The organism is Anaerotignum neopropionicum (assembly GCF_001571775.1).
Lineage (GTDB): Bacteria > Bacillota > Clostridia > Lachnospirales > Anaerotignaceae > Chakrabartyella > Chakrabartyella neopropionicum.
In genome coordinates this window covers 674999-689303 of record NZ_LRVM01000001.1, presented here as the reverse complement: position 1 = coordinate 689303, position 14305 = coordinate 674999, and the positions used below count along the sequence as shown (strand labels likewise).

Sequence of the window (14305 nt, the reverse complement as noted above, 5' to 3'; positions counted from 1 at the left end):
AAAGGATGGCCCTAGGCCATCCTTTTTTATGCTTCCTCGCTTTTCTCCTCAATTTCCACTGCCTCAGGCATTTTTCCTAGGTTCATCAGCGCAACAGCGCCAACAACCAGTAAAATGCCCCCTATTTTTGAAATCGTAATACCTTCCTTGAAAACCAAAATCCCTACAATCGCCGCAACCACAGGTTCTATTGTAGCTGTTACCGACGCCTTGCTGGCAGACAAGCCGCTAAGGCCCTTTGTATAGCATAAATACGGCACAACCGTAGTCATGACTGCAAAGGTAATGTAAAGGGGCCATTGCCCTGTACTTGTAATTTGCAGCACAACATGCACAGGATTCACGCAAAAGCACATGAATACAGATGCCATGGTAAACGTATAAAAAGAAATTGTAAAGGAATTGTAGCCTCTACGCAAAGCAAATGTTCCGAAAATACTATATAATGCATAGCCAAAACCGGAGCCCAAGCCTGCCAAAAGCCCTAACGGTGTCAATAGAAATTGCCCTTCCAAAAGCCCTGTAATCAATCCGCACCCACATAGAGTCATAAGCAAAACAATTCCCTTACGCTTTGTCATCCGTTCCTTGAATAAAAAAATGGATAGCAGCATAACAATCGTCGGGGCAGTATATAGCAAAACCGCTGCAACCCCAACACTGGTTAAGTTGATGGCCTTTAAATAGCACCAGCTAAAAAAAGTAAAGCTTAAAATCCCTGTACCCACAAAATAAAAGAGGTCGCCTTTCTTTTTCAACCGAAAGCTTTTTTTATCCTTTACCAAAAGAAGGATCGCTAAAAATATTACGCTCACAACGCCCTTAATAAATAGCATTTCCATTTCGGTAAAACCGAACTTTGTAATTGCTTTAGAAAATAAACCAATTAGCCCCCAGCAAGCACCGGCAATAATAATCCACAAATAAGCCATAACGAAATCCTCTCTAAATTAAAATCTCCCGCCCCATGGCAAAAGAATAAATATAAACCTCTGTTACCGTTTTGCCCAAAGCCTGCTCCAACGCCCGCCGATATAATTCCAACTGCGTTTTGTACCGCTGGCGAAAAGCCTCCTCTTGATACATTCTATCACTTTTATAATCCAAAAGAATTATATTTTCGCCCTCTAAAAAGTAACAATCTATAATGCCGTTTAATAACACCATGTCATCAACATCTTGGTATACATCCTCTAAAAAAAGCTTTTTTGCCGCTACAAGCATGGCAAAGGAGCGCTCCTTCTCCATGGCATCCCCAGTTCTCATGCGTTTTGCTAAGGGAGAGGCAAAAAATTTCAGCAGTTCATCCCTTTTTAATGCCAAAGCCTCCCTCTGGGAAAGCTTCCCTTTTGTAATCATTTCTCCGATTAAAGCATCCAATTTTTCTTCGTCATATTCCTCACGAAAATCTGCATGCTCCATCACTGCGTGCATGGCCGTACCAATTTCCGCCGCAGTTAACGGCCTGTCCTTTTTCACAGCTTGGGGAAGCTTCAATTCTACGTTAGGCAGCCTCCCCTCGCCGGTTATTTCCTCCATATTTCGCCGCTTCACCTCGGAAATGGAAAGCTTTGAGGAAAGGGTTGCTGCCGCAATATGGGGATATTGCCATTTCAGCAAGTCAAAAATTTCTTCCTTCCTGCCGGTAAAATCCGCCTCGGTGTTCCATTGGGCAAAATAATTTTCCTGTTCCTCTGCCTCCGCCTTTTCCTCCGCTAATCGTAGCAGTATATCCCCTCTGTCTTTTAAGGTAAATATCCATGGGGAGGGTTCTTCGGGGAAAATTTCTGCTTCCCGGGGTATTTCATATTTCTCACAAAGCCCCTTCCCATGAGGATGGCGCAGCAATGCCGGCATTACCCAATCCAAATAGCGCTTGCACCGCCGCAAGCGAAACACCGATAGTCGACTTTCCCTGCCCTCAGCCACGCCTGCCCATTTTTTCACAGCTTTTTCCAAGTCCTTTACCGCTCCCGTTAAAATCAGCTTTTCCTTGGCTCTCGTTAAGGCAACATAAAGCACCCTCAGCTCCTCGGATAAATTTTCCAAGCGAATGACCTCTGCCAAAGCCGTTTTTGATAAGGTGCGGTATACCGCCCTTCTCTCCAAATCCTTATAATCCATGCCAAAGCCCCACTCCTGATGGGTAAGCACCGTTGCCCGTGCATCCATTTCATTGAATTGCTTCCCACAATCCGCAACAAAAACAACGGGAAATTCCAATCCCTTGCTCTTATGAATGGTCATCACCCGCACCAGATTTTCCCCCTCGCTTTGCAGCTTTGCCGATGCAGACTCCGCTTCCGCTGTTTTCATATCCTCCACATAGCGGACAAAGAAAAACAACCCCTTATGGCTCCCCTTTTCAAACTGCTCCGCCTTTTCCAATAGCAGCCTAAGGTTTGCCTGCCGCAAGCTGCCACCTGCGGTCATTCCCACATAATCATAATAGCCACTTTCTTCATAGAGATAGCGCAAAAGCTCATGAAGGGTCAATTCCTTCACCTTTTGCCGCCATTTTGTCAAATCCTCCATAAAAGCTTGAAGCTTTTCCTTTAATTTCAAGTCCTCTCCTTGCTTCAAATATCCCTCAATGCAGTCGAAAAACAGCCCATTTCCACCATTTAGGCGCATCTGCATCAAATCATCTGCTGAAAGGCTATACAAGGGAGAATGGAGCACAGAAATCAAAGGAATGTCCTGCCTTGGATTATCCAAAAGCCGCAGGAGATTTAAAACCGTATCCACCTCAGGCACATCATAATACCCTTCCGCCGTTTCCGCATAATAAGGAAGGCCTGCCTGTCCAAAAACATCATCAAGCACAGTCCCCCAGTTTTTCATACTGCGCAACAAAATTGCAATATCCCTATATTCCAAAGGACGATAACTGCCCCGTTCCTGATCCACCACGCAAAACCCTTCAGCCATCATTTCCTTAATTTTATTGGCAATTGCCATGGCTTCCAGCTGGCGGCGGTTTAACTCCTCCAATTCCTCCATGTCATCCTCCTCCAAAACGCTCTGGCTTTCCACCAAAAGCACCTCGTTGGCGCCCCCATGAAGGGCTTGGGTATCGGGAAAAACAGCCCCCGGATACAATGCCGCTTCGTCATTATAATCTACATCACCAAATTCCAAGGACATTAGCTGACGAAATAAAAAATTTGCCCCATCCAATACATTTTTTCGACTTCTAAAATTTTTAGAAAGTATAATTTTTCTGCATTTTCCGCCTTCCTCCAAAGGATAGGCCTGATATTTTCCATTAAAAAGCTGAGGCATTGCCAAACGAAACCGATAAATGCTCTGCTTCACATCCCCAACCATAAAACGGTTATTCTTCCCCTTGCTCTCTCCGGAAACAGCAGCTAGTATCATTTCTTGCACCATATTGCTGTCCTGATATTCGTCAATCATAATTTCATCGTACCGCTTTTGAACTTCCTCTGCCGCACCTGTAGGAATGACGTGATGCACGGTGCTTCCCTTTTCCACTAAAATTTGCAAGCAAAAATGCTCATAATCATGAAAATCGATCATGAGCTTTTCCTTTTTTGCTTCTTGAAAACGACAAAGAAACCCCGAAACCAACTGTGCCAAACCCTTTGCCACAGGATATAAGGAGCAAATCAACTCATTTTGCATCTCCTGTCCAAAGGAGAAATAGGTTTCCCCCAGCTTATTGCGCACCTCTTTTGCCTCGTTACGCAAAGTCTTGATTTCCTCTGCCACTTCCTTTTCCTCTCCACGGTAGCTTGGCAGTCTTTGAAATTCCGTTTGAATAAAGGCCATGTGCCACTGGGCATAACCGTATTCCAATGACTCCTCCAGTCCCTCCAGCCCTTCGGCTTCCTTTTCCATGCATTCCAAATAAGCCTCAAACCCAGTGGTTGCGGCGGCAACCTTCATTGCCCTTTCCAATAAATCCCTTGCAAAGGAAACATTTCCTCGGATGCCCTCCCGTATAATGTCAATCCATCTGCAAGAATCCACCGTGGCGCCATCCTCCAGCGCAAATTGCTCCGCCATTTCCTCCAATAAACCCACGGGGTCAGGATAGCCTTGGGCAAAATTGTAAAGCTGCAATATTAACTCCTTCAGCCTGCTGTCCTTCGTCTCCTCCCCAAAAGTTTCCAGCAATCGAAAGAAAACTTCATCCGCTTTTTGATAAAGCTCCTCAAAATAATCCTCTAAAACCTCTTGCTGTAACAGCTTCACCTCACCTGGATCGCCGGTTCTTACAGCAGGGTCAATGTCCAAAAGATGATAATACTCCCGAATGGTTTGCAAACAAAAGGCATGTATGGTTTTAATATCCGCACGGGCAAGCAATGTAAGCTGATTTTGCAAATGCAAATTTTGCGGCTCCTTTTCCAGCTTTTTTGCAATGGCCGCCCCAATTCTCTGGCTCATTTCAGATGCAGCCGCCTTTGTAAAGGTCACAACCAATAAGCGGTCAATATCCATAGGTGGAGCATCCGTTGTAATGCGTCTAATAATACGCTCAACCAATACCGCCGTCTTACCGCTGCCGGCAGCCGCCGAAACCAAAAGGTCACAACCCCTTGCCTCAATTGCCTGTAATTGCTCTTTTGTCCATCTGCTTTCCCCCATGGGCCATCATCCTCCAAAACTCATTCCCCCATGGCCCGCTCCATACGAACATGAAAAGGAACATATCCGGTAAACGAGCCCATAAAGCTACTATAGGAATTATACCAGAAATTCCCGATGAAAGCGAATGAAAATGCGGAAAGCTCCTTATCACCAAAAATATACCTTGCCGTTGTTTTTATAAATAAATCCTGAAAACCCGATTGATAAAGAAAGGCGCATCTTTGCAAAATATCCGCCATTTCCTTCTCATTCTTCGTTAAGTCATATACCTGAAACAAGTTGTCCTTCATATCCTCCCATGACAGACTCTTTTTTCGCCTTCTCACCATCCTGATTGTATGATGGATTGCCGCAAGCTTAAAAAAGCGCAGCATTGCTGTTTCATCCAAACGCTGAAGCTTATTTTTAAAATAATTATGCTCCATGGCTGTTTCCAAAAAGTTTTCATATGCATCTGCGGCAGTGCTTTGCGTACACTGCACATAATAATCACTATAAAAACGGTTTTCCAATTGATATGCTCTGTCTAAAAAATAAGTCTTTGAATATTCGATTAGCACCTTGCAGCGTTCATCTTTTTTTAGTCTTTCCTCTAGCACGGCGAAAACTCCCTTCAACAATAGGCTTTCTTACTCCTCTATTGTAAAGGAATATGGCCAAAGATGCCTTCTATTTCGTCCGCAAAAAAAGAAAGGCTTCCCCAAAAATCGGGAAGCCCGGCGGTGTAATCACTACACCAAGTAAAAACACTTTTTGCCAAACTCCTTTTAAAAGTCCAACCATACTAGAGGTTTTCCTTATACAAAACAATTTCTTTTCCAAAAAAACAAAGAAAACCTTCTTTTTACAACCTTTCGGTCACAAAACGAACCATTGCAAACCGCATTTCGGCCTTTTAAAGAAAAAGCCCTTTTTCGTGCGACAAATTAGCAGCAGCCACCGCTTCCAATCTGATTGCCCCAACCGCCACAGCAGCACAATAAGATCAGAATCCATAAGCAGGAGTTGTCATTTCCGCATCCACTACCGCCGCCAATGCCGCCAAGGCCGCCACCGCAGCAGCATAACAAAATAATAATCCACAAGCAAGAACTGTCACTACCACCACAACCAAAACCAAAACCACTCATACAATAATACCTCCTTAAGTAAATATGTTTTGCTTACATTTTTATCTTATGAGGTATTTTGTAAAATATTGCCTGTCTTTATTAATACTTTTTTCTTTCTTATTCATACAAAAGTCGGGAAATATCAAAACAAGCTCATGTGGGCAACACTAAATCCCCCACGGTAATCTCCACATGAAAGCCACCCATTTCATCGGCAAGGCTCACCAATAACACCCTTTCATGGTCTAAAAAATACAGCACATGGGTGGCGCTTCGTGTTTCGCCCAAAAAAATCAGCCCCTCTTTTGTGGCTTCGCCATATAACGTAACCTCAACACCTGCCGTTTTGTATTTTTCGCCAAAAAGCCTTGCCGTATTCTCTCCGTTTTTTGTCCAGGCAAACAACGCCTTTACCTTTTGTCCCATGGGAAACCTCCACAAATACTGTACAAAAAAGAGCCCTTTGAGCAAACACCCAAAGGGACTTTTTTGATGTAAAATAAAATACTTTTAAAGTATACCCCGCTTTTCGCTGAGCATTTTTTGAAGCTCATCCACAAATGTATTAATATCCTTAAACTGACGATAAACGGATGCAAAACGAACATAAGCAACTTCATCCAGCTCTTTTAAGCGATCCATCACCATGTTGCCAATCACCTTGCTGTCCACTTCCCGTTCCCCGCCGCCAATGAGTGTATTCTCCACATCATCAACCAACTCTTCAATTTGCTTTGCGGTAACAGGACGCTTATTGCAAGATTTCATGATACCGCCGATCACCTTCGTCTTGTCAAAAATCTCCCGCGTTCCATCCCGCTTAATTACAGTAATGGGAATCCTATCTATTCTTTCGTAGGTGGTAAAACGCTTTCCACAGCTTTCGCAAAGCCGACGGCGACGAATAACTGCGTTGTCATCCTGCGCCCTAGAATCAATTACCTTTGTATCTGCATAGTTGCAAAAGGACATTTCAAAATGGTATCCCCCTTTGTCTGAATTCTTACCAATTATCTATAATTATACGCAAGAATCACCCATCGGTCAAGAATTCATTCTTCGGCGATCAAAACCTCCACAGCATCCACCTCTACTAGAATAATATCGTCCCCAATGCGCTTTATACATCGCCATGGTACGAAATATAACCGCTCTTTGCAAAAAAAATTCCACTTCGCACCATCTTCCGGAATTATTAATGTGCAAATCTTCCCTGTACATGAATCAAATTCTAGATCACAAACAAAGCCCAACCGCTTTCCATCACAAATATTGATAACCTCTTTTTCCCTTAGGCACGAAAATCTCTCCCATCGCATGAATTCCCCAGCCCCTTCCCACTGCTTTTATACCAGTTTATGCCCCTTGGGCGTAAAATTCACCAAAATTCATAGGGACAAATACAATTTGCTTTTTTGATTTTCCAACGCAACCTTCCTTTGCTTTGCTTTTTCCCCACAAAAAAATGCCCGTCTTTCATGATTTCTGCAAGGCGGGCATTTTTTGGCTTATTTATTCTCTTCTAATTTATCTTCTTTTGTTTCCTTCGCTTTTGGGTGTTCCTCCGGCACTTTTGTGTTTTCCTCTTGTACCGGCGGTGGCGGTGGCGCCGGCGCCTTTGCTAAAGGACATTGCACATAGGCTTTAAATAAATCTCCCTCAATGGAAATGGTAAATCTCCCCTTTTGCAGCTCAACCAAACTGCGGGCAATGTTCAGTCCAAGCCCACTGCCCTCTGTGGAACGGGAGCTGTCTCCTCGTACAAAGCGCTCCATCAACTCATCAGGGGCAATATTCAGCTGATCTCTGGAGGTATTCTTCATAGAAATTACAGCAGCGTTTCCTTTTTTAGAAATTTCCACATAAACCCTTGTGCCTATTTGGGAATATTTACACGCATTGCTCAAAAGGTTGCTTAATATACGCCATGTTAAATTTCCATCTACCATGCCAAAAACAGGCTCTGCCGCGCTAACAACCACCTCAAGATTTGCTTGCTCCAGCTTTTCCTCATACTCTGCCACACCTTGATGCACCAATTCGCAAAGATCCGTTGGCACCAAATGGGTGGAGATATTTCCCGTAGATGCTTTGGAGGCCTCAACCAAATCCTCCGTAAGCTTTTTCAGTCTTCTGGACTGACGGTCTAAAACCTCCAGGTATTCTTGTGCTTTTCCTGTCTGCTCTTCTTTTTTAAGCAAGTCAACATAATTAATAATTGAGGTTAACGGCGTTTTAATATCATGGGAAACATTGGTAATTAACTCCGTTTTTAACCGCTCGCTTTTCATTTTCTGCTCCATGGCAATGGCGGCACCCTTGGACAGGCTGTTCAAATTGTTTCCGTGTCTGCGAAAAACACGAAACATCTTTGAGGTATCCACCTTGTAATCCAAATTACCATTGGCCAATTGCTCCCCCGCTTTTTTTAGATTTTGCAGCTGGCTTGCAACAGAGAGCACCAAAACCATTATAATGCAATTTACCAAAAAAACCCCCCCACTGTTATGGGAATTTGCAAAGTAAAATAAAGAAAGCATAAACCATGTCACTGCATATTTCCACGTCATAGGCAGGGCAGTAATTGTATCCCTTATGGTCACAAAAATTCCCACCACAAATTTCCATCCAATACGAAAAAACCAATAAGTAATAGAGTTTCTCCACCATTTCCCCATTTTCAGCCTTGTTGCAATGGTCATCAAGGCTGCTATGCCCAATACGGCTGTGTAAACAAGGACGCCGAATAAAAGGATTATGTCCCTAAAGTGATCAAAGGGATAAATCACCTGTAATCCCATTATAGGAACTACAGCCAGCATCATGAGTAAGCCAAAATAAATTTCCAACGGGATACGATCCTGAAGGTTTGGCGTAATTTCCTCGGTATTTCCCCTATGTCCAGCAGCGCAAAGCAAGTAAATGATGGAAGCAAAAAACGTCAATACACTTCCCAGCGCCAAAAGAAGCAGCCACATTCGAAACTCATGGGCTAATTCGTAAAGTCTATACGTCAAAAAATAATCATCATAGGCGGTTAATGGATTTTTTATATATGCCCGCAGCTGAAGCTCCAAGGGCGCATCGTAGGAAATCCAGCCTTCACTCACGGTATACGTTTCATAAACAGGAAAGGGGATGCTCTGCGCTAAAACAGCTGTTTCTGAAACATTTCCTTCCCCAACCTTTTCTCCGCCGGAGTCTATAATTACATATCCAAAATTGGTGTTTTCCACCCAATCTTCCAGGTCATCAGGATTATATTGATACATACCCATTACCCGATCCACATACTGATTGGTAATCCATTTGCACCAAGGCGTTTCGTAATAGGAAAGGGGCTTTCCGCTGTAAAAACCGCTTTCCCCGCCCACAACAACTGCGGATACGCTAATAAAACTCAAAACGGCAGAAATAACCGCAAGAAATAAGGCCAGCACTTTAAACCCAAGATTGTGGGTGACCTTTGTCATTCCTTTGCCTCCTTTTCCATTTTGTAGCCAAGCCCCCAAACCACCTTTAAATAGCGGGGTTCCGAGGGATTGATTTCAATTTTTTCTCGCAGATGACGAATGTGTACCGCAACAACACTGCCTGAGCCATAAGCATCTTCATTCCAAATTTGCTCATAAATCTGTGTGGATGAGAAAACACGTCCGGGATTTTCCATAAGAAGCTTTAAAATATTATATTCGCTAGGGGTTAAGGAAACAGGTTCTCCATCAATGGTAACCGTTTTGGCTTCATCGTCCAAGTCAATGCCGCCGATCACCAGATGGGACGCTTTTTTTGCCATGCCGCCCAAGGAGGTATATCGTCTTAGCTGAGAGCGCACCCGCGCCATCACCTCAATGGGGTTAAAGGGTTTGGTAATATAATCGTCTGCACCGATATTCAAGCCAAGAATTTTATCGCTGTCCTCACTTTTTGCGGTCAATAAAATAATCGGGATATTGGAGGACTCACGAAGCTTTGCCGTAGCCGAAATGCCGTCCATTTGGGGCATCATAATATCCATTAAAATCAAATGAATATCATTATTTTCCACTACCTGCAAGGCCTCTCTTCCCGTATTTGCAGTAAAAATTTTATAATTCTCGGTGGAAAGATAAATTGATAACGCAGAAACGATGTCCTTCTCATCATCACAAATTAAAATATTGTACATGCATTACACCTCCGTCATTCTGTAAATTCATTGTATAAAACTGCCCTTAAGAATCCAGCATGAAAAAAATTAATTTTCCTTTAAGATTCAGTTGTTTAGATTTTATTAAGATTTTTGTTAAGTTCTTCTTAAAATATATACCCTATATTTGGTGAAGACAATAAAAAAATTGTAATTTCTGAAAGGTGGTTCTAAAAGTGGACGAATTATTATGGGCCGCAGTGATCCTTGGAGCACTGTTGAAACTGATTAGCTTATATTTTGGAGGCATTGCCTGTTTTGCTTTAAAAAAAGAAATACCTTATCCTTCTGCAAAAAAAATGCGACGATTTGCAGTCATCACTGCCGCCAGAAATGAGGAAAGGGTAATTGGCAGCTTCATTAAAAGCGTACAAAAGCAAAACTATCCCATTGAATTGTTTGATGTATTTGTCATCCCCAATAATTGTACTGACAATACAGAGAAAGCCGCAAAAGCCCACGGTGCCGAGATTATCAACTGTCCCTTTTCAGTAACGTGCAAAGGGGATGCCTTGCATCAGGCAATGATACAATTACAGAAAAAAGGTTATGATGCTTTTTGTGTTTTTGATTCCGATAACATTGTAGACCCCAACTTTCTTTTAAAAATGAATGATGCCTTTCATGCAGGCGCAAAGGTTGCAAAGGGACGGCAACTTGCAAGCAATGCCCAGGATTCTTGGGTTTCCGGCTGCTATCATATTTATTTTAACCTTTTTCATCTGTTTTTCAATAAGGCAAGAGGCGTCTGTGGTCTTTCCGCAAAGCTGGTAGGTACAGGGTTTGCAGTAGATAAGGATGTTTTGAACCGCCTAGGCGGCTGGAATACCTCAACCATTGCTGAGGATGCGGAATTTTCTGCGCAGTGCGCCCTTTTGGGGGAACGTGTTTGGTGGGTTCCCCAGGCTATCACCTATGACGAACAGCCCACTTCCTTTCGGGTTTCCTTATTACAGCGCCGCCGTTGGTGCAGCGGCATTATGCAGGTAGGGAAGCTGCATTTGAAAAATTTAGTTAAGCGGCTTCATAGGCCAAACAGAGCCTATGCCGCAGATTTTTCCATGTTTCTCATAGGGGCCTTCGCCCAAGCCTTGTCCGTCTTTCCCCTAAGTCTTACCCTTTTGGCGGCAATCCTTGACGGTAAAGAAGGAATATTTAATTTCATGCAAGTTATGGGGCTTTACTTCGTATTTTATTATGTCATAATGTGCTTTGTGGCTGCAATACTTACCTTGCATGATGAAAATGGGAAAATTCCAAAGAAAATGCGAGCCGCAATTTTATTGTTTCCCATTTTTATGGCCTCCTGGATTCCCTTGCAGGTGATCAGCCTATTTCAGGAAACAAAAAGCTGGACAGAAATTCGCCACAACGGCCAAAGTAAAGATCGCATTCCCACAGCATAAATCGTCAACCCATAATCATAAAAGCGACAGAGCTAATCTCTGTCGCTTCAGTCTGTTAATAAAATCAAGACCTTAGGGCTTTGCCCTCAAACACCACAAGGGCTTGGGTCATCACTTTTGCTCCGCAAAAGCCAGCTTCGCTGTCTGCCCTATCTTGAGCAGTGAGTGGTCATCACTTTTGCTCCGCAAAAGCCAGCTTCGCTGTCTGCCCTATCTTGGGCAGTGAGTGGTCATCACTTTTGCTGCGCAAAGCTGTCCTACGGACAGATGGCACATCTTTGCCATTGCATCCTTGACCCATGATAATCCCATGAACATGGGATTTGCACAAAAGTTTTTGGTCTTGCTTTTTACGAAGCAGACGACTGCATAATAGCAATATAACTGTCCAGATGAGAAAGAATATCTGCCTCTCCCCAATATTTAATTTTTAAAATTTTATTGTCTTTTAACAAGAAGATGAACGCCCTGTTCTCCGATTTTTCAACCCAAGCCTGATCCAACCCTTCTTGCTCCACCTTTGTCGTATGATAAAGGCGCATCAAGGAATGCAGTGCCACATTTCCTAATTCACTGTATTTAAGTTCAATATAAGAAAAACTTAGATGGGGTTCATCCCCTATCACATTTTCGTCTGCATCATTATATGTTGTCCCCCCCTGCTCAACAATGTACTGTACAGGAGCTAATAACGAAGTTTTCTTACTCATATATGTATATCTATTAAAATATTCCATACCAGGAATGGCGGATTCAATCTCCTCTAGGGATACATAGGAAACTGGCAATTCGTTTTCAGTGATGGTAACAGGATCATTCGCCCCATTGAACTCTGATAATAAGGGAACAAGCATCAATATAAAAGCAAAAACTTGCAAAACCGTTTCCACACGAATCCATTTCGTAGTAGGCATATATGGCGAGTCCTCTTCCTCTTCCATCTCCATGCTTTCCAGTCTTCTTTTAAGGATTGCATAAGAACGATATTCACGAATCACCGCCATAATATTTAAAAATATCGCTAGAATATATGCATAACCAGTATTGATTTCATTGCCAAGAATATAATCATCTAGCCTAAAGTATAAACTTACTCCAAGCTGGAACCCCACCAAAACGAAAAAACCAAGCACTGCCAAAAGCATACTATTTCGCTTTTTTCCCTTTAAGTCTTCATAAATCCTTCGTTCTTCCTCTTTTGAAAAAGGAATGGGCTTTGGAAATTCTGTATCATTAGAAAAAACAAAAAAGAACTTTTCCACAGTTGTAACAAAATTCCATCCATTTTCTTCAAAAAGCTCCCTCATTTCCTTTGATGGAGCCTCATCTTTATCTTCAAGAGGAATAAAGCGGTATTTTATTTTTTGACAATGCCCATCTTCAAACACTGCTTTTCTTCCCTTAAAAGAGTTTAAAATGAACCCTTCTTCAGCCATTTGCTCTAACCATTGCTCCACAGTTGTGGTGTCAAATATATTCACAGGAATAAGTCGCTTTTCCATGGAAAGCCTCCTTACATGTTTAAATTTCTAATAATAGCATATTGACTATACCAATTTGACTAAATTTTGTCAACAAAATAGGCTAGTCCATAGGGACTAACCTTAAACTGTCAAAAATTTGTAAGTTTTTATTCGTAACCCCTAGGGTTCCACCAAGCAGATGTTCGCAGGCATAATCCTGTAGTTTCAAAATCTCGTAGAAAAGAAACACTTTATTCAGGCTTTCTTTCATGAATTCTCATTGTTTTCCCTGCGACATTTGCCGCAGATTCCATAAAGTATCAGCTGCTCACATCTTACTTCAAAATCCAATTCTTCGGCAATTTTTTTATGAATCTCCGTTAACTCCTCCAAGTATAAATCCCTTACCTTGCCACATTGAATACAAACCGTATGGGGATGGCATTTCACAACAGCATCATAGCGGGAACTACCTTCTCCAACATTCAGCTCCTGCACAAGGCCAAGCTGCTTAAAATAGTCTAAGGTTTTGTAAACCGTAGCCAAACTCATTGTTGGATTTGTAGGCTCTAATGCTTTATAAATGGTTTCCGCATTGGGATGCTCCGTGGTGTTTAAGAGCATATTATACACGGCAATACGCTGCGGTGTCACCTTTAACCCTTTTTCCTTTAAAATTTGTGCGGTCGCTTTCATAATCAAAACCCCTAAATGATAATTATTTTTATTTAATAATAATATACAAGAAGGAATTAGTCAATAGGTATTTTCTCCAATTTTGAACTCCCTGCCGTCAAGTATTGTTTTATTCTTACCTCTATGCTACAATTTATTACATAATTTAAAGGAGGAACGCAGTATGCATATCGTACTTTTAGAGCCTGAAATTCCGCAAAACGCCGGGAACATTGCCAGAACCTGCGCAGTTACCAACTCTGTTTTGCATTTAATCAAGCCCTTAGGCTTTTCTGTTGATGATAAATATTTAAAACGAGCAGGCTTAGACTATTGGAAGCTGCTTGATATTCGTTATTACGAAAACTTTCAGGATTTTGTGGAGAAGAATCAAGGAATTCGACTTTGGATGGCAACCACAAAAGCAAGGCATGTATATTCCGATGTAGAATACAAAGAAGACGACTTCATTATGTTTGGGCGAGAAAGCGCAGGGATTCCCGAAGAAATTCTTATGGCCCACGAAGAAACTTCCATCCGCATCCCTATGCTTGAAGCGGCAAGGAGCTTAAATTTGTCAAACTCCGTGGCAATCGTTATTTACGAAGCTTTCCGCCAGCAAGGCTTTCCCGGCATGCTTACCGAAGGTCAATTACACCGCCACACCTGGTAACCAAGGGAAGCAGCAGCAACCACTCCGCAGAAATCGCATTTTCATGTTTTATATGCACCAAACCTATAAACTCACAAAACCACCGGGCCTTCTCGAAAGACCCGGTGGAATCATTTTTTAACACTTCTATCATTCCTCTTTGATTCAAAATAGAACTTAATTCTTAG

Annotated in this window: 14 protein-coding genes; 2 read left to right on the top strand and 12 right to left on the bottom strand. The window is 42.4% G+C overall.

All coding sequences use genetic code 11. The annotated features are described in order from the left end of the window. Positions 1 to 26 precede the first annotated feature (26 nt). The 9 genes from CLNEO_RS03295 to CLNEO_RS03255 all read right to left on the bottom strand — a co-directional run bounded on the left by CLNEO_RS03295 (position 27) and on the right by CLNEO_RS03255 (position 9900). Positions 27 to 932 (bottom strand): DMT family transporter, encoded by a 906-nt coding sequence (locus CLNEO_RS03295; RefSeq protein WP_066084274.1) that lies wholly within the window; start codon positions 930 to 932, stop codon positions 27 to 29. A gap of 13 nt (positions 933 to 945) precedes the next feature. After that, on the bottom strand, positions 946 to 4617 hold the full coding sequence (gene addA, locus CLNEO_RS03290; RefSeq protein WP_066084271.1) for a helicase-exonuclease AddAB subunit AddA: 3672 nt from the start codon (positions 4615 to 4617) through the stop codon (positions 946 to 948). A gap of 20 nt (positions 4618 to 4637) precedes the next feature. Further along, the gene (locus CLNEO_RS03285) at positions 4638 to 5219 is read right to left on the bottom strand and encodes a hypothetical protein (RefSeq protein WP_157723468.1); all 582 of its coding nucleotides are present in this window, start codon (positions 5217 to 5219) and stop codon (positions 4638 to 4640) included. A gap of 327 nt (positions 5220 to 5546) precedes the next feature. Next, the gene (locus CLNEO_RS03280) at positions 5547 to 5750 is read right to left on the bottom strand and encodes a hypothetical protein (protein ID WP_066084264.1); all 204 of its coding nucleotides are present in this window, start codon (positions 5748 to 5750) and stop codon (positions 5547 to 5549) included. Positions 5751 to 5885: 135 nt separating this feature from the next. Continuing rightward, positions 5886 to 6158, bottom strand: a complete 273-nt coding sequence (locus tag CLNEO_RS03275; protein ID WP_066084261.1) for a hypothetical protein — start codon at positions 6156 to 6158, stop codon at positions 5886 to 5888. An 84-nt stretch (positions 6159 to 6242) separates the two neighbouring features. Continuing rightward, a complete protein-coding gene (gene nrdR / locus CLNEO_RS03270; protein WP_066084259.1) occupies positions 6243 to 6704 on the bottom strand; it encodes a transcriptional regulator NrdR in 462 nt (153 codons plus the stop codon). An 80-nt stretch (positions 6705 to 6784) separates the two neighbouring features. Beyond that, positions 6785 to 7051 (bottom strand): YlmC/YmxH family sporulation protein, encoded by a 267-nt coding sequence (locus CLNEO_RS03265; RefSeq protein WP_066084256.1) that lies wholly within the window; start codon positions 7049 to 7051, stop codon positions 6785 to 6787. 189 nt (positions 7052 to 7240) lie between these two features. Continuing rightward, positions 7241 to 9205 (bottom strand): HAMP domain-containing sensor histidine kinase, encoded by a 1965-nt coding sequence (locus tag CLNEO_RS03260; RefSeq protein ID WP_066084253.1) that lies wholly within the window; start codon positions 9203 to 9205, stop codon positions 7241 to 7243. Next, complete coding sequence (locus CLNEO_RS03255) at positions 9202 to 9900, bottom strand: response regulator transcription factor (RefSeq protein ID WP_066084250.1); 699 nt, start codon at positions 9898 to 9900, stop codon at positions 9202 to 9204. Before CLNEO_RS03255 ends, CLNEO_RS03260 begins: the two co-directional genes overlap by 4 nt. Before the next feature lie 197 nt (positions 9901 to 10097). Here CLNEO_RS03255 and CLNEO_RS03250 point away from each other — a divergent pair, with 197 nt between their 5' ends. Continuing rightward, complete coding sequence (locus tag CLNEO_RS03250; protein WP_066084247.1) at positions 10098 to 11327, top strand: glycosyltransferase family 2 protein; 1230 nt, start codon at positions 10098 to 10100, stop codon at positions 11325 to 11327. Between the two features lie 172 nt (positions 11328 to 11499). On the opposite strand, the gene CLNEO_RS16390 is transcribed toward CLNEO_RS03250, so the two are convergent. The 3 genes from CLNEO_RS16390 to CLNEO_RS03240 all read right to left on the bottom strand — a co-directional run bounded on the left by CLNEO_RS16390 (position 11500) and on the right by CLNEO_RS03240 (position 13486). Next, positions 11500 to 11628, bottom strand: a complete 129-nt coding sequence (locus tag CLNEO_RS16390; RefSeq protein WP_278276611.1) for a hypothetical protein — start codon at positions 11626 to 11628, stop codon at positions 11500 to 11502. Positions 11629 to 11677: 49 nt separating this feature from the next. Continuing rightward, on the bottom strand, positions 11678 to 12829 hold the full coding sequence (locus CLNEO_RS03245) for a DUF2812 domain-containing protein (protein WP_066084245.1): 1152 nt from the start codon (positions 12827 to 12829) through the stop codon (positions 11678 to 11680). 228 nt (positions 12830 to 13057) lie between these two features. Further along, a complete protein-coding gene (locus tag CLNEO_RS03240) occupies positions 13058 to 13486 on the bottom strand; it encodes a transcriptional regulator PerR (RefSeq protein WP_066084242.1) in 429 nt (142 codons plus the stop codon). Positions 13487 to 13649: 163 nt separating this feature from the next. On the opposite strand from CLNEO_RS03240, the gene trmL reads away from it, so the two are divergent. After that, positions 13650 to 14138, top strand: coding sequence for a tRNA (uridine(34)/cytosine(34)/5-carboxymethylaminomethyluridine(34)-2'-O)-methyltransferase TrmL (gene trmL / locus CLNEO_RS03235; RefSeq protein ID WP_066084240.1), 489 nt, complete (start codon positions 13650 to 13652; stop codon positions 14136 to 14138). Positions 14139 to 14305 lie beyond the last annotated feature (167 nt).